This is a genomic window from Sphingomonas aerophila, assembly GCF_014199305.1.
Classification (GTDB): Bacteria; Pseudomonadota; Alphaproteobacteria; order Sphingomonadales; family Sphingomonadaceae; genus Sphingomonas; species Sphingomonas aerophila.
Map to the genome: position 1 here is coordinate 11,690 of NZ_JACIJK010000014.1, position 18,925 is coordinate 30,614.

Annotated in this window: 13 protein-coding genes; 6 read left to right on the top strand and 7 right to left on the bottom strand. The window is 64.4% G+C overall.

All coding sequences use genetic code 11. The annotated features are described in order from the left end of the window. Positions 1 to 283 precede the first annotated feature (283 nt). Positions 284 to 2,062, top strand: a complete 1,779-nt coding sequence (locus FHS94_RS17410; protein WP_246348826.1) for a DUF885 domain-containing protein — start codon at positions 284 to 286, stop codon at positions 2,060 to 2,062. A 443-nt stretch (positions 2,063 to 2,505) separates the two neighbouring features. On the opposite strand, the gene FHS94_RS17415 is transcribed toward FHS94_RS17410, so the two are convergent. Then, the gene (locus FHS94_RS17415) at positions 2,506 to 3,570 is read right to left on the bottom strand and encodes an LLM class flavin-dependent oxidoreductase (protein WP_184060270.1); all 1,065 of its coding nucleotides are present in this window, start codon (positions 3,568 to 3,570) and stop codon (positions 2,506 to 2,508) included. A gap of 246 nt (positions 3,571 to 3,816) precedes the next feature. Here FHS94_RS17415 and FHS94_RS17420 point away from each other — a divergent pair, with 246 nt between their 5' ends. Continuing rightward, positions 3,817 to 4,650, top strand: a complete 834-nt coding sequence (locus FHS94_RS17420) for an NIPSNAP family protein (protein WP_221234859.1) — start codon at positions 3,817 to 3,819, stop codon at positions 4,648 to 4,650. Between the two features lie 203 nt (positions 4,651 to 4,853). Here FHS94_RS17420 and FHS94_RS17425 read toward each other — a convergent pair whose 3' ends face one another. From FHS94_RS17425 to FHS94_RS17440, 4 genes are all read right to left on the bottom strand, one after another. Next, complete coding sequence (locus tag FHS94_RS17425) at positions 4,854 to 6,095, bottom strand: MFS transporter (protein WP_246348829.1); 1,242 nt, start codon at positions 6,093 to 6,095, stop codon at positions 4,854 to 4,856. A gap of 333 nt (positions 6,096 to 6,428) precedes the next feature. Continuing rightward, on the bottom strand, positions 6,429 to 7,814 hold the full coding sequence (locus tag FHS94_RS17430; protein ID WP_184060274.1) for an FAD-containing oxidoreductase: 1,386 nt from the start codon (positions 7,812 to 7,814) through the stop codon (positions 6,429 to 6,431). An 87-nt stretch (positions 7,815 to 7,901) separates the two neighbouring features. Further along, complete coding sequence (locus tag FHS94_RS17435; RefSeq protein WP_184060276.1) at positions 7,902 to 8,327, bottom strand: organic hydroperoxide resistance protein; 426 nt, start codon at positions 8,325 to 8,327, stop codon at positions 7,902 to 7,904. 97 nt (positions 8,328 to 8,424) lie between these two features. Then, a complete protein-coding gene (locus FHS94_RS17440; RefSeq protein ID WP_184060278.1) occupies positions 8,425 to 9,015 on the bottom strand; it encodes a DUF308 domain-containing protein in 591 nt (196 codons plus the stop codon). Positions 9,016 to 9,158: 143 nt separating this feature from the next. Here FHS94_RS17440 and FHS94_RS17445 point away from each other — a divergent pair, with 143 nt between their 5' ends. From FHS94_RS17445 to FHS94_RS17460, 4 genes are all read left to right on the top strand, one after another. After that, positions 9,159 to 9,800 carry a TetR/AcrR family transcriptional regulator gene (locus FHS94_RS17445; RefSeq protein ID WP_184060280.1) on the top strand — a complete coding sequence of 214 codons (642 nt, stop codon included), beginning with the start codon at positions 9,159 to 9,161 and terminating at the stop codon, positions 9,798 to 9,800. A 244-nt stretch (positions 9,801 to 10,044) separates the two neighbouring features. Continuing rightward, entirely contained in the window at positions 10,045 to 11,676 is a 1,632-nt protein-coding gene (treF, locus tag FHS94_RS17450) for an alpha,alpha-trehalase TreF (protein ID WP_343055344.1), read from the top strand. Positions 11,677 to 11,970: 294 nt separating this feature from the next. Then, positions 11,971 to 14,529, top strand: a complete 2,559-nt coding sequence (locus tag FHS94_RS17455; RefSeq protein WP_184060282.1) for a TonB-dependent receptor domain-containing protein — start codon at positions 11,971 to 11,973, stop codon at positions 14,527 to 14,529. Positions 14,530 to 14,609: 80 nt separating this feature from the next. Beyond that, positions 14,610 to 16,673 (top strand): hypothetical protein, encoded by a 2,064-nt coding sequence (locus FHS94_RS17460; protein ID WP_184060284.1) that lies wholly within the window; start codon positions 14,610 to 14,612, stop codon positions 16,671 to 16,673. Here FHS94_RS17460 and FHS94_RS17465 read toward each other — a convergent pair. Together FHS94_RS17465 and FHS94_RS17470 are read right to left on the bottom strand one after the other, a co-directional pair. After that, entirely contained in the window at positions 16,648 to 17,349 is a 702-nt protein-coding gene (locus FHS94_RS17465; protein WP_184060286.1) for a DUF6445 family protein, read from the bottom strand. The two genes, FHS94_RS17460 and FHS94_RS17465, sit on opposite strands and share 26 nt — an antisense overlap. Continuing rightward, positions 17,346 to 18,899: a tryptophan halogenase family protein gene (locus tag FHS94_RS17470; RefSeq protein WP_246348840.1), complete on the bottom strand. Its 1,554-nt coding sequence runs from the start codon at positions 18,897 to 18,899 to the stop codon at positions 17,346 to 17,348. The genes FHS94_RS17465 and FHS94_RS17470 overlap by 4 nt, the downstream gene beginning before the upstream one ends. Positions 18,900 to 18,925 lie beyond the last annotated feature (26 nt).

An 18,925-nucleotide genomic window follows, 5' to 3' on the forward strand; every position in this document is an offset into this window, starting at 1 on the left:
GCACGGCGGTTGGCCCAAGCAGCCACCTGATTAGCCGCCCGTCTGCTATTCACCCACATGGCGCGTTCGAGGCCTCGCCCCGCATCGATCAGATCGGCTCAACGTTCTCGATGAAATCAGGCAATCATTTGGAGGTTCGAGGTGAGCCCGTCCTGACCGACGGTCCTGAATGGACGAACCGGCGCTGCGCTTGGCCCGGTTTGACGGCGGCTGGTCGGACGGTCATCTAACTTCGATGACATGCCATATTTCCCGCCGAGAAACCCTGGTCGGACTAGTCGCCATGAGCGCAGCCGCGGGGGCGGATGGTGTTGTTCGCGCAGGGGACGCGGCGACCCTGCTCGATCGCCTGTCGTGGGGCTTGCTAGAGCTCGGACCCGAGCGCGCGACCTCGCTCGGTGTCGATACTGGCGCACATGCAAATCTTCGCCGAACGCTGGAAGATCGCTCTCCCGAGGGCGTGGCGGCTCGCAGGCGGTTCCTGACCAAAGCGTTGGCAGATCTGGCGCGGCTTCCGCGCACGGGCCTCGATCCTGCAGTCCTCACCAGCTTGGCAGTAACCGAGAGTGCGTTTCGGACCGCGCTTGATGGTATGGCGCTGCCCTACGGTGTCGCTACGATCGGCGACTGGCGCAACACTCCCTATGCCGTCATTCAGAACGTCGGCTCCTGGCTGGACGTGCCCCAGATGCTCGATGGCGACCAGCCGGTGCGAGACGCCGCCGATGCCGAGGCTTACCTCGTACGCCTCGCCGGGACCTCACAGCAACTCGATGGCGAGACGGCGCGCATCCGCCTTGCTCGCGAGCAGGGGTTGGTGCCCCCCTCCTTCCTGCTCGACAAGACGATCACAGGAATGACGCAGACCATCGCCAACGCAGCGAAGGTGGACGGTCCCTTTGTCGGACCGTTCGCACGCAAGGCGGCGACTATTCACGGGGATTGGACCGCGCGCGCGACGCGGATCGTCACCGCCGCCATCGTGCCGGCGCTCCAACGGCAGCTCGCCGAGTTGCGAGCGGAACGAGCGACAGCGACCGACGCGGCCGGGATGGCGACGCGGCCGCATGGTCCGGAATGGTACGCCTGGGGCTTGCGCGCGGGCACCACCACTCGGCGGAGCGCCGCCGATCTCCATGCCGCCGGTCGCGCGAGGCTGTTTGAGCTGCAAGCGCAAATGGATGCGATCCTCCGCCGTGAGGGGCTGACGCAGGGCAGCGTCGCAGAACGCGCGATCGCGTATCAACGCCGCCCCGGAATCGGATTTACTGGTGGGGACGATGGCCGCAGACAGATCGTTGCTTATATGCAGGGCCGTATCGACGCGATCCGCCCGCGCCTGCCAAACGCATTTCGCCGTTCGGTCCGGGGCAACCTCGAGATTCGGCGCATGCCCCTCGCGCAGGAGCCTGGGGCGCCCGCGGCCTATGGCGGCCCTGGCACGATCGACGGGAAGGTGCCGGGCAAGATCTGGGTCAATCTGGGCGATCCCTCCATCCACAACCGGGTGACCATCCCCGACCTGGTCTTTCACGAAGGTATTCCGGGCCATGTCTGGCAGGGCGAATACGCGCAGCAGCTACCGCTGATCCGCTCCATCCTGGCCTTCAACGCCTATTCCGAAGGTTGGGCACTTTACGCCGAGCAGCTTGCGGACGAGCTTGGCCTTTATGACGGAGATCCCGCCGGCCGGCTCGGCTACCTTATGGGCCTTGCCTGGCGGGCGGTGAGACTGATCGTCGACACCGGCATTCATGCAATGAGCTGGACGCGCGAGCAGGCGCTGGCAGAGTTCATCGCCGCCACTGGCCTACCGCGCCCAAATGCCGAAAGCGAGGTTGATCGCTACTGCGCCTGGCCGGGCCAGGCGTGCGGCTATGAGGTTGGCCGTGCCGAAATCGTCGCGCAGCGGGCCCGTGCACGGGCGGCGCTTGGGTCCCGCTACGACCTGCGCGACTTCGATCAGGCGGTGGTCGATGGGGGCAACGTCCCGCTCGACGTGCTGACAGGCAACGTGTCGCGATATGTCGAGCAGGTTCGCGCAGGAGCGCGCGCTTCATAGCGACCATCTGGCGACGGACCTATTTGGGTCAAGAACCTCAGCCGGAAACCCACAAGCGACGGTGCCATCAGAGCGGGGGCTGGATCATGTTGCCCATTCATTGGTCGGCAGGGGCGACACAAGCGTTTCAAGTCATGCGTCCAAGCTCGCAGCATCTGAGCGATGGCTCAGCGACCGACAGACATGTTGTGCGTGGGACGTTTGGGGCGCGGCCATTACTGCGGAGTGGCGACTCTCGGCAGGCGATCGATCGTCATCCGCGAGACAGGCCCCCGCTCGATCCTTCCCACCGACCCGATCCTTCCCACCGAAGAGAGTGCGATGCCGGCAAAGGCCGTCGGCGGGTATCCGAGTTGCCCGACCCTCAGAAACAGGCAGATGAGCCTTCCACCATCAGACCCAGCCGCTGCCTGTTCCTTACCTCGTGACACTACCGCGCCGGCTCACCCATTCGCGTGCACCACCGCGCCGTCGCCCCGAACGACCTGGCTGTTCTGCCAGCCCAACGCCGGGGCAACATGGGTGAGAATGCTCTCTATCACATGGGTATCATAATCCACGCCCAGCTGGTTGGGCACGGTCAGCAAGAGCGTGTCGGCCTCCGCGATCGCCTCATCCGCGAGCAGTTGTTTGATGAGTTGGTCCGGCTCCGCAGCATAGGATCGTCCGAAAATCGCGCGCATGTCGTCGAGGATGCCAACCTGATCCTGACTGTCGCCCCGCCCGAAATAGGCGCGGTCAGTGTCGTTCGTGAGGGCAAAGATCGAACGCGAGACCGAAACGCGCGGGGTACGCGCGTGCCCCGCATCATCCCACGCCTTGCGGTAGGCACGGATCTGCTTTGCCTGCTGAACGTGGAAAGGTTCGCCCGTCTCGTCCGCCTTCAGGGTCGAACTCTGCAAGTTCATGCCCTGCTGCGCTGCCCAGACCGCCGTGCCGTTGGAGGCCGACCCCCACCAGACGCGCTCGCGCAAGCCCGCTGAATACGGCTCGATGCGGAGCAGCCCGGGCGGGTTGGCAAACATCGGACGCGGGTTTGGCTTGGCGAAGCCCTCGCCTTTCAGCAGCTCGAGAAAGGTTTCGGCATGTCGGCGGCCCATGTCCGCGTCACTCTCGCCGTCGGCGGGCGCATAGCCGAAGTGCCGCCAGCCCTCGATCACCTGCTCGGGCGACCCCCGGCTCAGGCCCAGCTGCAGCCGTCCGCCGCTGATGAGATCTGCAGACCCCGCGTCTTCCACCATGTAGAACGGGTTCTCGTACCGCATGTCTATGACGCCGGTGCCGATCTCGATGCGGCTCGTCTTCGCGCCGACAGCGGCCAGCAGCGGGAAGGGTGAGGCCAGTTGGCGTGCGAAGTGGTGGACACGGAAATAGGCGCCATCCGCGCCAAGCTCCTCGGCCGCAACGGCCAGGTCGATCGATTGGAGCAGGACGTCAGAGGCAGAGCGCGTCGCCGAGCCCCGAGCGTCTGACCAGTGGCCGAACGACAAAAAGCCAATCTTCTTCATGTGCGGCCTCCCGAACCAATCGGAGCAACACGTGGTTGGCTCATGGTGCGGTCACAAGGTCAGCTTTGGCATCTCACCGTTTCCGGGCAGCTGCAATGCGGGACGCCACAGGACGCCTTTCTCCTTGCCGACCTCAGTCGTCCTTTCATCCCGACCCTGGGGCGCCCACCACCTGAGCAGAGCGGCGGTTGCGTGCCGATGCACCGTGGATTGACGACCGTCACGGCATGAGCTTCGTTGGGCAGCATGCAGCTTTGCGAGGACATGATGGCGTACCCGATTGACCGACGTTCGCTGATGGCCGGTGCCGCTCTCGGCAGCATTACGCTGTTAAGCACGGAGGCGGAGGCTCAGCCGCATGCCGCGGCAGCAACCCCCGAGATTTACGAGCTTCGCACCTACCATCTGGTCAACGGCCCGATGAAGGAGCGCCTGGACGCTTATCTGAAGGACGCGTTCCTCCCGGCCGCGCGCCGTGCGGGCTGCGGACCCGTGGGAGCGTTCACCGTCGCGATCGGAGCTGGAGCCCCGAGCGTTGTTGTTCTGGTTCCCTATCCCTCGATCGCCGACTACGCTGCCCTGTCTGGAAAGCTCAGCGCTGACCCGAGCTATGCCAGGGCGGCCGCACCGTTTCTCGAGTCCAAACCGGAAGGGCCGCCTTACGTTTCACTGGACGTGAAGCTCATGCGCGCGTTCCCGCACTTCCCCCGCCTTGAGCTTCCAGGCGTCGCGGGCAGTGCCAAGTCGCGCATCTTCGAGTTGAGAACATATTACAGTCCTAGCGAGAAAGCGGGAACGACGAAGATTGGAATGTTCGACACCGGAGGGGAGGTCGACATATTCCGCCGCACCGGCCTTACGCCAGTCTTCTTCGCGAAGGATCTGACGGGGCCTCGCCTGCCAAGCCTGACCTATCTGCTGACGTTCCCGGATCTTGCGACTCGTGAACGGAGCTGGAGCAGGTTCGGTGCAGATCCAGACTGGCGCCGGCTGAGCGAAACGCCGGGCCTGACCAATAGCGAGATCATCACAGGAATAGACAATCAAATCCTGAGTCCAACGCCTTATTCACAGATCTGAGCGATCGAATGCGGGTTCGCAGCGTCGAAGCACGAGCTTTGGCGTGTTCGCAAGGTTGCCGCCCGTCGCATGCGGGTGCCTCACGCAGAACCGAACGGTTTCCGCGTGGAACATGGCGCAGGCGCGCGCAGTGCATTTCGACTGGCGATGAGATTCTTGAGATTGTCGCAGCGAAAGCCTGTTTGCGCGACGAACCCTTCTCTTCAAGCGGCCGCTGCATTCCGTTCTGTCAGGAAAAGAAGAAAGGCCGTTGCGACCAGTCCGGCGCCTACGGAAGCCGTTGCGGTCCATCCTCCCTGATCGAAACTCAGAGTGGCGAGCGTCGAGCCGAGCGCTCCGGCAAGAAAGACGACCGTCATGTAGACCGCGTTGATGCGTCCGCGGGCATCGGGCGCGATCGAGAACAGTATGCGCTGGCCGAGCACCTGGTTCATCTGGGTCGCCGCATCGAGGAGCACCGCCGCTGCACCCAGCACGATCAATGCGTGCGCGACCGCTGCCCAGCCGGCGATCAGGAAGGCGATGGTTGCCGACGCGAGCGCCACCGCTGTCCCAACCCTGACATGCCCCCGATCGCCGAGCCGCCCGGCAACAGGAGCGGCGAGAGCACCGCCCGCTCCGGCGAGCGCGAACAGCGCGATGCCCCCCTGCCCCAAGCCGAAGCGGCTGGCGAGAAGCAGCGGTATGGCCGTCCAGAAAAGATTAAACGAAGCGAAGAGCAGCGCCTGGTAAGCGGTCCTGCGCCGGATGGCCGGTGTACTGGCGAGCATCGAAAGGCCCGACAGCAGAAGCTGGCCATAGCGCAATCCGGGCTTGGGCCGTCGTTCCGGAACGATGCGCGCGAGCACAACCGCCAGCACCGCCATCATGATCGCAGACAAGCCGAAGATCGCACGCCAGCCCGCCACTGCAGCAAGACCGTTCGCCACGGGACGGGCAAGCATGATGCCGGTGATCAGGCCGCCCATGATGTTGCCCACTACCCTGCCCCGGCTCTGGTCAGGGGCAAGGTGCGCGGCAAGCGGCACCATGATTTGGGCGCCCACCGAGCAGAAGCCGGTCATGAACGAGAACAGGAGGAAGCTCGCCGGTCCTCCCGCCATCCAGGTGCCGAACTGTCCCATGCAGGCGCCGCTCGTCAGCAGCAGGATCAGGCGCTTGTTCTCGACGCGATCGGCGAGCGAGACAACGAAGAACAAGCCCGCGCCATAGCCCAATTGGATGGAGGTGACGACGAGACCCGCCACCCCGCCGTGCAAGCCCAATGCCGGCGCGATCTCACCGATCAATGCCTGGGTATAGTACGTGTTCGCCACCAACAGTCCGCAGGCGAGAGAGAACATGGCGGTAAGGCCCGGGGTGATCCCCCCGGAATGCGCTTGTCTGGTCATCGCCGTCGCATACGGCGTCACATCCGATGCGTCGCCTGAGTTATCGCCGTCCATGCGGCTTGCTTTCAGCCCGGATTTGACAGCCCAAGCGTTCTCGACGCCTGCCCGGGCTCTGGAACTCGGCCCGTTCACAGCGGAGGACGTGAGGAGCTGGTCGAACCCGTCACCTCGACGCTCGCGAGCCTGTCAGTGAGACTACCTGGCCCGTGCAGATCGGCTCCTTCAAGTTGGCGTAAGCATAACCTGGCGGAATTCCCGGAGCGTTGTCTTGCGCAGCTGCATAAAGCGAAGCTCGGCCGCGCTTTTCCACTTCTCGTGCATCGAGCGCGATCAGGCGGTCATTAGCTTGGCCGAAACAGTGCATCTGTTCGGCTGAGCGTTCCCCGCTCACCCGTCCGGCAAAGCGGTCGCGAGGTCGAGCAGAACAGTGGGAATTAGCTCCGACACGGTTGGATGGATCGGCACCGCCCAGCGCAACGTGTCGATCGATTGGTCAGCGTTCATCATGTCGAGAATGCCGTGGATCGCCTCGTCGCCACCCGTGCCAAGGATTGCTGCGCCCAGAATGCGGCGGGTATCCGCATCGGCGACCATCTTCATGAAGCCTTGCGTTTCACCTTTCTCCACCGCGCGGCCAACGCGGGTCATGGGTCGCTTGCTGAAGAGCAGCCGGCGTCCGCTCCGGCCGGCCTGCTCGTCGGTCATTCCCACGCGGCCGAGCGGCGGGTCGATGTAGAGGGCGTATCCCGGCAAGCGCTGGCTGACGCGACGGTCCTCACCGTCAAGCAGATTGGCCGCCACGATCTCGAAGTCATTATACGCTGTATGGGTGAACGCGCCGCGGCCGTTGCAATCACCCAACGCCCAGATACCGGGGACATTGGTCTGCAGATAATCGTCGACGGTAATGAACCCTCGGCTGTCGACGGCAACGCCGGCTGCGTCGAGGCCGAGGTCGTCCGTGTTGGGCCGGCGACCGACCGCCATGAGTACATGTGTGGCCGCGATCGGGCGCGCATCATCCGCGCAGTCCACCGCAACCGCGATCCCCTCCCCAGCCCGCGCAAAACCGATGCAATCGGCGCCCGTGCGCACGACGACACCTTCGGCTTCAAGGATCCCTCGCACCGCGGCCGAAACGTCCGGGTCCTCCCGAGCGATGAGTCGATCCTGGCGCTCGACGATGGTCACCTCCGATCCGAAGCGGCGATACATCTGGGCGAATTCCAGCCCGATGTAGCTGCCACCCACGATGACGAGCTGCCGTGGCAGGACGTCCAAGGCGACCATGTCGGTGTTCGTGAGGACGGGCACGTCGCCCACGCCGGGCATCTCGGGCACGCTGGCACGGCCGCCCACATTGATGAAGAAGCGTGGCGCGGTCAGGCGCTCACCATTAACGGCGATCTCCGTGGCGCTTTCGAATCGGGCCTGACCGCGGATCAACTCAACATGGTCCATGTTCGACAACCAGTTTTCGTTGCCCTCGCGTGAGTCGACGATGACTTTTGCCGCCCGCGCGGCCACTGCCTTCATGTCGACGGTGATCGGCCCCCCGACGGAGAAGCCATAATCGCCGCCCCGCCGCGCAGTGTGGGCTGCATAGGCGCTGGCCACGAGGGTCTTGGTGGGCTTGCACCCGGTATTGACGCACGTTCCGCCGACAAGGTGTCGTTCGATGATGGCCACGCTCATGCCCGCATCGTTCAGCCGCCCGGCGAGAGGCGGGCCGGCTTGACCGGCCCCGATGATGATGGCGTCGAAGTTGCGCATCGTATCTTCACCTCGAAATCGCATCTTGGCCGGTCGTGAGAACGGCGGAGTGCTGGGACGGGCCTGCACGATGCAGGCCCGTTCCGATCAGACAAGGGCCAGCCGAACGTCCACGTTACCACGGATGGCGTTCGAGTACGGACAGACCTGGTGAGCGGCCTCGACCAGCCGTTCCGCGTCCGCCTGGTTGAGGCCGGGCAACGCTACATCGAGCGCAACGTCCAGCCCAAACCCGCCCTCGGCTCGCCCACCGATGCCTACCGTTGCGGTGACAATTGCATCCGCCGGGACCTGGACCTTCAGTTTCGGGCTGACCGCCTTCATCGCGCTGAGGAAACAAGCTGAGTAGCCGGCCGCGAACAGCTGTTCGGGGTTGGTCCCATCGCCTCCCGCGCCGCCAAGCTCCTTTGGCGTGGACAACTTCAGGTCAAGGGTCCCGTCCAGCGTCCGGGTCTGGCCTTCGCGGCCCCCGGTCGTCGCGGCCGTCGTGCGATATTTGACATCAATGGGCATGATCCATCCTTTCAGTGATGACGTTGCGAGCTGCTCAAGGGGCGCTGTCCGGCGCCCGCCGATGAGGGCAGCTCAAGTTCTTGAAGACGACAGCGACTTAGGCGGCGGCGGTTCCGACGCTGCGGCGGGCATCACTTACCGTCAGCCAGATCGCCGACACGAAGAAGTAGAAGGCGCCAAAGGCTGCATAAGGCGCGATATTGGCGATACCGACCGGTTCGGTGCCACCCGCCATCTTTAGCATGAAGGCACCTGCGAGGATGGACTGGGCTCCGCTGAGGATCATCGCCCATTGCGCGCCAAAAGATGCCCAGCGCCGGACAGCGGTCACGAGTTGGAACAAGCCAGCGAACGCGGCCCACACACCAAAGACCTCCAGTACGGCGTAGTTGCTCTGACCGAGCGCCACGGCAACGACGATCGCTGTCACGATGCTCACGACGAAGTTCAGCATCTGGCTCTTGTTTCGCGCCAGGCCTCCACTGCGGCCAGCGTCAACATAGTTCGCGACCGCATCCCATAATGGATAGCCGACGAGCATCACGGCCGCGAGCGTCGGCACGTGCCTGGCCACGGTGAACGCGATTGCGACCCAGATCGCCGAAAAGGCAAACCGGGCAAAATAGTAGCTCTTGAGCCAGGCCGAGGATGATGGACTCGGGCTGTTTTCGACGGTGCGTGACAACATGGCTGTTCTCCTATCTTCGGCACCTACCTACTGATAGGTAGTCCACTCTGTCAACAGCTTTCGCCAAGCATGGCTCCGGCTTTCGGATCACCGATGGTACTGCAAAGGCCAATCCTGTCCGGCTGCCGAGCGCGTTGCGGTCCATGGCGATCGGCCTATATCTGACCTATCAGGAGGTAGGCTTAGTGATCGCTGCGCAAGGCAATACTGCGGAAAAGCTGGTCGATGGCGCACGCCAGTTGATCATGCTCGGCGGCTATAATGGGTTCAGCTATGCGGACCTTGCCCAGCGCTATGGCATTCGCAAGCCGAGCATCCACCATCACTTCCCATCGAAGGTGGACCTTGTGGTCGCCGTGGTTGAGCAGGGACGCGCAAGGATCCGCGAGCAGATCGCCGCGCTGGAGGATAGCTCGCCGGCGGCCATGGACCAGTTGCGAATGTACACGGGCTATTGGGAACGCTGCATAAAGGATCAGAGCGCTCCGTTTTGTCTGGCAGGGGTGTTGGCCGCGGAGCTACCCAGCCTTCCCGACCAGATCGCGACGGCGGTGCGCGGCCACTTCGCCGATCTTGCCGAGTGGCTCCGGAACGTGCTGGCCCTTGGCACTCACCAGGGAACGATGCGGCTCGAGACGTCGCCGGAGATGGAAGCCGAGAACTTCATGGCCGCAGTTTACGGCGCGATGCTGGTCGCTCGGGCATTCGACGACCCCGATCGTTTCGCTTCGATTGTCGAGTCCCTTATTTCACGCATTCGAGTGGCTGAACCGCAGGGCCGCTAGCCGGCATGGTCGGCCAGCAAGACGCCCGCGACCGCCTGCGCCGTTAGCGCGAGGGGCCTCACCCTGAAGCTCGCCGGCAGTTCAACGTTTTGGCTTTAATCCCCTCCGAGGCCCGGCTCGAACAATGGCTTCGGTCGATGCCTTATCTTGTTCAACCCGCCCTGAGCAGCGGGGGTAGATACCGGCTTGTCGGCTCTCGGAACTCGACATAGCCTCACCCGCCACTCTGATAAGGTCCGGATTTGTGAAGCCAGGAAACCGGTTCGACGGCGGCCCTGACAGGAACCGATCAGCGCCGCGGCTGGCGAGTGTCGGCCGGCCTCGAGGTCTGCTGTTCCTGCTCGCAAGCGCCTTGGCGTTGGTCGCCGGCCCTGCGAGCGGGCAGCAAGCGTCGCCTCAGGACACCTATGGTCCGCTGTTCGTCGCTGTCCAAACCGCGCGAGTGTTCCCCGACGGCAAGACCTTTGTGGATGCGGTGCCGAAACGCGACCCCCAGGCGATCCTGGCTGATTATCGCCGTGCCAAACCGGCCGCGCCGGACGCATTGCGTGCCTTTGTACTCAAGAACTTTACTGTCCCAGGGGTGAATGATCGCGGCGCCGCGGACCTGCGCCGCCATATCCGCACGCTCTGGCCAAAGCTTGTCCGCCAGCCCGAACCTCCGGTCACGGGATCTTCGGCGCTGTCATTGCCGGCTCCCTATGTCGTCCCCGGCGGTCGGTTTCGGGAGATGTACTATTGGGACAGCTATTTCACCATGCTGGGCCTGGCCGTCGACGGTCAACAGCCGCTGGTGGAATCCATGCTCGCGGACTTCACCGCAGTTGTTGAACGATACGGCCACATCCCGAACGGGATGAGGACCTATTATCTTGGCCGTTCGCAACCGCCCTTCTTTGCCCTGATGCTCGCCTTATCCAAGGACAACAGCCCAGAGCTTGCTGCAAGGCGGCTCGCCGCCCTCCGGCGCGAGCATGCTTACTGGATGAGCGGCGCTTCCTGCCTCGACGCGACCGGCGCATGCGCCCGCGTGGTGCGAATGCCGAACGGAACGCTGCTCAATCGCTATTGGGACGATCGCCCGCTCCCCCGCGACGAATCTTATGCGGAGGACCTTGCCACCGCTGCGCAGGACCCGTCACGGCCACCTGCGATCATGTACCATCATTTGCGCGCAGGGGCGGAAAGCGGCTGGGATTACAGCAGCCGTTGGCTTGCCGACCCTAAGAGCCTCGCCAGTATTCGCACGACCGATATCGTCCCGGTCGACCTCAACAGCCTGATGTACCTGATGGAGCAGGCGATCGCACAACGATGTGGGGCGGCCGGAGACGTCGCTTGTTCAACGCGTTTCAATGAACTCGCCCGCAATCGTGGCGCAGCCATCAATCGCTATTTCTGGGTCGGACGCGAAGGCCGCTATGCCGATTGGGACCGCGTCACCCGAGGTCCAACTCCGCGCCAGTCGGCCGCCATGCTGTACCCGCTCTTCGCCGGGCTCGCGTCTCCGCAACAGGCACGGGCAACTGCAGCGACCGTTCGCCGAACAATGCTGGCGACGGGCGGCCTGCGGACCACGCCCTTGCGCACCGGCCAACAATGGGACGCGCCAAATGGCTGGGCGCCGCTGCAATGGATCGCTGTCGCCGGCCTGGAGCGAGCGGGACAGCGGGCGCTTGCGCGGGAGATCGCCAGGCGCTGGATGGGCACGGTTGCCGCGGCCTATGGCGAAACGGGAAAGATGCTCGAAAAATACGACGTCGAGGAACGCAAGCCCGGCGGCGGTGGCGAGTACCCGACCCAGGATGGCTTTGGCTGGACCAATGGCGTCGCGAGCGCGATGCTGGAGCGGTATCCGGACCTACTGGAGCGCTGACCACGCTCTTGACCTTTATGCTGCTCCGACCACCTCGGAAGCCCGGGCCGAACTCAATCCAGACGCCAAATACGGATTGCCGGCACCGGGAGGGGTTTAGGTGTCAAACACCCGCGTCGGCGTGAGCACTAATTGTCACCGGCCCGCGCAAGGGCAATTTTGCCTGCTGTTACGCCACGGCAACACACGCCCGCAAAGCGGCCGGACCAGGCTACCGGTTGATTGAAGCTGTCCCGAAACGGGACTAAGCTCCCGGATAAGTCCCGAAGGAAACAGGGACATGGGAGAGTGTTGATGCGCACACTGGATCATGTCGCGTTCAGGGCGGCATTACTCACCGGCGCGACGTTGCTGCCCGCAACCGCTTTTGCCCAGACCGTGCCAGGCGACACGCCCGGCACCACTCAGCAACCCGGCACCACCGACACCAATCCAGCTGTCACCAATGAAAGCCTCGACGATGTTGTCGTCACCGGACAGACCACGCGCGACCGCCCTCTGATTACCGCGTCGGCCGACATCACCTATGCCGACCGCGGCGCGATCGACCGGCGCGCGCCGCGCTCCACTGCGGACCTGCTGGAATTGGTGCCCGGCATCTTTGTCGAGGGCACGGCGGGCCAGGTATCGAACAATTACTCGGTGCGCGGCCTCCAGGGCGGCGGTCAGCGGTTCGTGCAGTTGGAAGAGGACGGCATGCCGATCCTGTACGGCGGCGGCGGTGCCGACTTCTTCTTCGACCAGGATCTGACGATCGACCGGTTGGAGGCCGTGAAGGGCGGCTCGTCCGGTGTCCTGACCGTGAACGGCGCGGGCGCGACCATCAACTTCATCTCGCGCCGCCCCAACTTCAATGAACCGGAGGGATCGGCACGCTTCACCCTTTACGATTACGGGCTGAAACGCGGCGAGTTCTACTATTCGCAGCCCTTAGCAGACAAGCTGGCGTTCAGCGTCGGCGGCTATGTCCAGTCCAATCCGGGCGTGCGCAAGAACCCGTTCGATTATGCCGGGTGGCGGCTGAAGGGCATTCTTGAATACCGCTTTGACGGGGGCGGCTCCATCCGCCTGTCGGCGCGCGGTGGTGATGTCGAGAATGCCTATTACGCCACACAGCCCTATCGCTACGACAATGGCAAGCCGGCGGAGATCCCGGGGCTCGACACGCAATTCGGCAACATCGGCGGCGATTCCTTCACCAACATTGCCGTGCCCGTCTCCACCTTCGCCCACTCCTCGGGATTTCGCGAGTTCCGCGGCCGTGACGGGATCAAGGCAAGGACGGCCCAGGTCCGCCTCGACATCGACAAGCCGATCACCGATACCATCGAGCTGTTCGCCCGGGCGCGGTATCTGAAATATTCCTATGACTTCAACGGCATCTTCCCAGGATCGGGTACCGGCAATGCGGGCCTGACCAGCGCGGTCAATTACATCACGCCCGGGACGAATTCACCGATCAACGACCTGCTGACACTGGGCACCGCGGCATTCCCCACCCTGACACGGTTCGGCATCAAGAACCTGCGCACCGGCGTGATCCTGGGGTCCGATCAGGTGGCGGAGCTGAACGCTCTGAATGGCAACGGTTTTCTTCAGCGCACCACCTTGAACCACGACTTCGTCGACGGCCGGGACTTCGGCTCCAACGTCGGCGCGCGTTGGGAATTCGAGAGCGGCAGGATCAAGAACTCGCTCACAGTGGGCGCGATGTACTACAACTCCAAGCGCGCGCAGGACCAGTCCGCAACCGCCAGCGTCGTCAACGACGTGCGGTCGAACAGCGACATCTACGACATCGTCGCGCTCAATGCGCCGAACCAGGAAATCGGCGTCCTATCGGACAACGGGCTCGTGTCCTATGGCGACTGGGGAGCGGGGATTCGTGAACGACTGGACTCCGCCGTGTCGCTCTACGCCAATGACGAGATTGCTATCGGGGACCTGCGCATCGACGGCGGCATTCGCTGGGAGAGCATCGATGGCGAGTTCCGCGATGGCCAGGCGGCTGCGGTGAACCAGCCAGTGCCGGCGGGCACAGCCGGCGTGGTCCGCACCGTTGGCTCGACCTTCAACGGCCAGTACGCGATCACCAAGCGCACGCAGGACAAGATCGCCTGGACCGTGGGCGCGAACTACCTGATCACGCCCAGCCTGGCGATCTACGCTCGTTATGCAAACGGGTTTCAGACCAACAACACCGACCCGATCACCACGATCGAGCTGTACGAGGCGGGCGTCCGCTACCAATATGGCCGCTTTTTCAGCGGCACCGCGACCGTTTTCCGAACCAATTTCAACGATCAGAACTACAATTTCGCCAACCCGACGAATCCCTCGCAACAACAGAACTTGAACGCCGACCTTCGCACCGAAGGTGTCGAGATCGATGCGGTGGTACGGCCCACCAGTTGGTTCGCCGTGAACTTCCAGGGTGTGTTCCAGAAGCCCAAGCTGAAGAACCTGCAGCTCGACGGGGTGGACCAGGGTTCCGCCTTTGAGGGGAACCGGCCGGAGCGGACCCCAGCCCAGCTTTATTCCATCACGCCGACGCTTACGCTGCCAAACGGGTTCGGCGAACTTTATGGCCGATACAAGTTCGTCGGGAAGATCTTCGCCGACAACGGCAATGGCGTCGCCCTGCCCTCCTATGGCGTGACCAGCGTCGGCGTGACGCTGAACCTGACCGACCGCCTGCAACTCAACGTCAACGCCGAAAACGTGTTCGACGTGATCGGCCTGACGGAAGGCAACCCGCGCCAGGGCCAAACACAGGCGATCACCGACGGCTATTTCTACGCTCGCGGGATCGTTGGCGCCACCTTTGGCGGCCAGTTGACCTTGCGCTTCTGACAGGGCGAGGCTGGTGAGCAGGCGGGGCGCGGCGGCCGACGGGTCTGTCGCGCCCTGCTGGTCGATACGGGAGTTCGAACATGAAGCGGATCGGGATCACGCTACTGGCGGCAGCGCTGGTGACTGGCGTCGGCCGCGCTGAGCCCGAAACGCGACAGCCGGAACTCGCCTATCAGCTGACCGAAGGGCAAAATCTCAACGCCTTTGTTCGTGACGGACAGGTCGCGGCGCATCTGTTGCTGCGGAACGGAACGGACCCGCGGATTCTGGTCGCCTTTCCCGCCGGCAACAGCGGCGTGGGCCTGTGGTTCGCCCCGCTCACTAAGCCCGCGACGTGGCAGTTGGAGCAGGCTCCCCGGCCCCTCACGCTGCGAGTGCCCAACGGGGCCGCTGGCACGCTGAACGGTATCGTCACCGTCGCCAGCATCGATGCACGCCAACTGACACTGAAGCAGCAATTACTCACGAGCATTCGCTTCCTGCGCGACTACCAGTCAGTTGGACGCTATCCGCCCGAGGTCGCGGCCAAGCCGATCGTCGCGGGCGACACAATCAGCCTTTACCGCGAGCGGCTGGACGGCCGACCCGGTTTTCTGATGAAACTGGAGGTGCTGGAGGGTCGGCTGACCCAAGCCACCATCGTTGCCGGCCGGAGTGGACGCATACGGTTGCGCCTGACCGCCGCGACGGGTGAGCCGCCGCTGACGGGGCTTGCCGAGAGCGAGTTGCTGAACGGGCACGCCGGCGCGGATACAGGCGCGCGCAATGCGCTGCGGTTCCTCAGCTATCGCGAGAAATTCCTGGCCGGGTCGTGGCGTTTCCAGACCTATTTCGGGCGCGACACGCTCATGTCGATCCGGCTGCTGATGCCGGCGTTGCGCCCGGCCGCGATAGAGGCAGGCCTCGGCTCGGTACTGGCCCGCCTGAACGAACGCGGTGAGGTCGCCCATGAGGAGGGCATCGGCGAGTTCGCCGCGGTCGAGCACCAGCACGATCGTACCGGTGGCGCGACGGCGACGCTCGATTTTGGCATGATTGACGACGATTTCATGCTGGCGCCGGTTGCGGCCGATTACCTGCTCGGCCCCGCCGGAACGGAGCAGGCCCGCGCGTTCCTCGCCCGTCCGATTGACAGCGAGTCACGACCCGGAACCAGCGAACCGGCCGGTACCGCGCTGGTCCGCAATCTGCGCTTCGTGATCGGGCAGGCACAACCATTCGCACGCGACCCCGGCTTCCGGCGTCTGGTCGCGATAAAGGCGGGACGGCTGACGGGCCAATGGCGCGACAGCGAAGAAGGTTTGGGCCGGGGCCGATACGCTTACGACGTCAACGCCGTGTTCGTGCCTGCGGCGCTGGAGGCCGGGGCACGGCTGCTGCGCTCGGGTTTGCTGGAGCCCTACATGGCCGTGGCGGATCGCGCGGCGGTGGCCCAGGCGGCGTGGCTGGCGGAATCATGGCATGCAAAGGCACCTGCGCTGTTCCGAAACAGCGTGCCCAATGCAACAGCAGCTACCGCGATACGCAGCTATTCGGCTCGGCTGCGCGTGCCGGCACAGCCCGCCTTGGCGGCGCTCGCGGGGCGCTCCCTCACCTTTCATGCCATTGCGCTGGATGACAGCGGGCGCCCGATCCCGATCATTCACTCTGACGAAGGTTTCGCGCTTCTGTTCGGCCACCCCAGCGCGGCCGATCTCGACGTGTATCTGGCGGCCGTGGCGCGACCGTTTCCGGCTGGGCTGATGACGCCGGTCGGCATGCTTGTCGCCAACCCGGTCTTGGCCGATCGCTCTGTGCAGGACCGCTTCGCTCCGACTGCTTACCATGGCACTGTGGTGTGGTCGTGGCAGCAAGCCCTGATGGCTGCCGGGCTCGAACGGCAGATCGCCCGGACCGATCTGCCCGCCCCGACACGCGCTGCGCTGGTCCGCCAACAGGCGGAACTATGGAGAGCCATTAGCGCCACGCAGGCGACCCGGAGTTCTGAGCTTTGGTCCTGGGCGTATCGCGGCGGTCGCTATCAGGTCACCCCCTTTGGCGTGGGCAAGCAGGACGTCGACGAGTCAAATGCGGCCCAGCTCTGGAGCACGGTGTACCTGGCAGTCCGCCCGCCCCAGCTTAGCGCACCAGCAAAAAGGCGGTGATGGTCAGGCGGCCCGCCTGCGGGTCTGCGGATAGCGAGGCGGCTAGGGGGATCGCACCGCTGTGCAGCATGGCGCTGCGATAGATCACGGCACGGTTGTAGCGCGCCTCGATACAGGCCGTGCATTCGAAGCGAGGATCGTCCTCGCCGACATAGCCGCTCGGTTCGGCGCCTTGGGCCAGTTCGCCGTTGAGGGCCTGAAAGTAAGGTGCGCTCCGGCTTGCATCGATCAGCTCGAAGCCGGTTTGCCGATGCCGGAAGAACGCTGTGCCAGCACGATCCTGCGGCGACAGATAGTGCACCAGCGCGATCCGGGTCAGCTCGACCGCGTCCACATGCGGCAGCCTTTGTGACAAGGTCAGGTCGGTAGGCGGGGTGGTCACGATCGAGAAGCTGGCGTCGATCAGGTCGATTGCGCCCGTCGCTCCAAACGCGTCGCGCAGGACCAGGGTAAGCGTCGCCCTGACGGCGCTGAAGTAGGTGGCAGGCAACGGGGCCCTCATTCCGGGATAATGGCGCTGTGCCGCGCTGAAGTGGGCGCTGCTCGCTGCCGCCCGCAGGCTGTCCGGGTCGGGATGGAACCCGTCCACCACGATCACCGGTTGCGCTTCCCTGCCCACTTGTAGTGCGGTGATGGCCGGCTGTATCCCGCCTCGATCGGTGTCTTCCGCGGTCATCGCGCGGCGTCCATCGCCCGCGCCAAGGCGTCTTCATGCAGTGGCAAGGTGGGCGCAGCACGCGCAATCACCTGAGCTACCTGCTCCACCTGGGCCCGGTTCGTTGCGGGATCGAGCACGTCTGCGACCGGGTTGTAACCCTTTGCCCGGATACCCTGCCCGTTGAGCACGGCCAGCCAGCTTGCCTCCCGAAACAGCTCATCCGCGTCGAGCATCAAGCGGCCCGATCGACGGTAATGCTCCTCCCGCAGAGCGAGCGAGTCTGGCAGGGTCATGTCACGGCAATGGCTCCATAACGGCTCCGGTCGGCCGCTGGTGGCATGGTAATGCAGGATCAGGAAATCCTTGATCGTGTCCATATCCGCCATGAACAGCCGGTTGAACCGGTCGGCGAGCGCCGGGTCGCAGTCGCGATCGGGGAACAGTGCCAGCAGCTTGGCGATCCCGCTCTGGATCAAATGGATGCTTGTTGACTCCAGCGGCTCGAGGAAGCCGGAGGACAGGCCGATCGCGATCACATTCCCTTTCCACGGTCGCCGTCGGGCGCCGGCCTTGAAGCGCAGCAGCCTCGGCTCGCCAAGCGCCTCGCCATCCAGCCGGCCGAGCAGGGTCGCAGCCGCCTCGTCGTCGCTCAGGTAACGGCTGGCATAAACATAGCCGTTGCCGGTGCGATGCTGGAGCGGGATCCGCCATTGCCAGCCGGCACCGAGCGCGGTGGACCGGGTAAAAGGTGTCGTGGCCGCCGCCCGCGCGCTGGGCACCGCCACGGCCCGGTCGCACGGCAGCCAATGCGACCAGTCCTCGAACCCGGCACCCATGACGCCATCGATCAGCAGCGCCCGGAAGCCCGAGCAGTCGACGAACAGGTCACCCGCCAGCCGCTCGCCCCGCTCGGTCGAAAGCGCGGTGACAAAGCCGGTTTCGCTATCCCGATGCACATCGCGGAGCTTGCCCTCGACCCGAACGACGCCAGCGCTTTCGGCAATGTTGCGAAGATGCCGGCCATAGAGGGCGGCGTCGAAATGATAGGCGTAGCCGAGCGTGGACAGGATCGACTGTCGCCCGCCCTCGGGCTTGGCGAACCGACCCTCTGCCGCCAGTCGGGCGGCCAGCGACAAGTCCGTCAGCGGAATATTCAATCCGTCGGCCTGCGCCTTCAGCCAGCGATGGTGAAACGGAACGCCGGGCAGCGTGACTCCATAGCTGCCGAAAGGGTGAAAATAGCGAGAGCCGGGCGCCGCCCAATCCACGAACTCGATCCCAAGCTTGAAGGTCGCTTTCGTGGCGCGGAGAAAGGCTGCCTCATCCAATCCAACCAGGTCGTTGAACCAGTGAATGGTCGGGATCGTCGCCTCCCCGACCCCGACCGTGCCGATCTCCTCGGACTCGAGCAGAGTGATGCGCAGCGCGTTCCGAAACGTTCCGGAAAGTGCCGCCGCTGTCATCCATCCGGCGGTGCCGCCGCCCAGGATGACCACCTGCCTGACTCGCTGACCCTGTTCGGGAGCATGGGGCACCGCCATGTCGCCAGCGACCGACTGCTTCTGCATGGCAATACTTGTATGCCTCTGTCGCG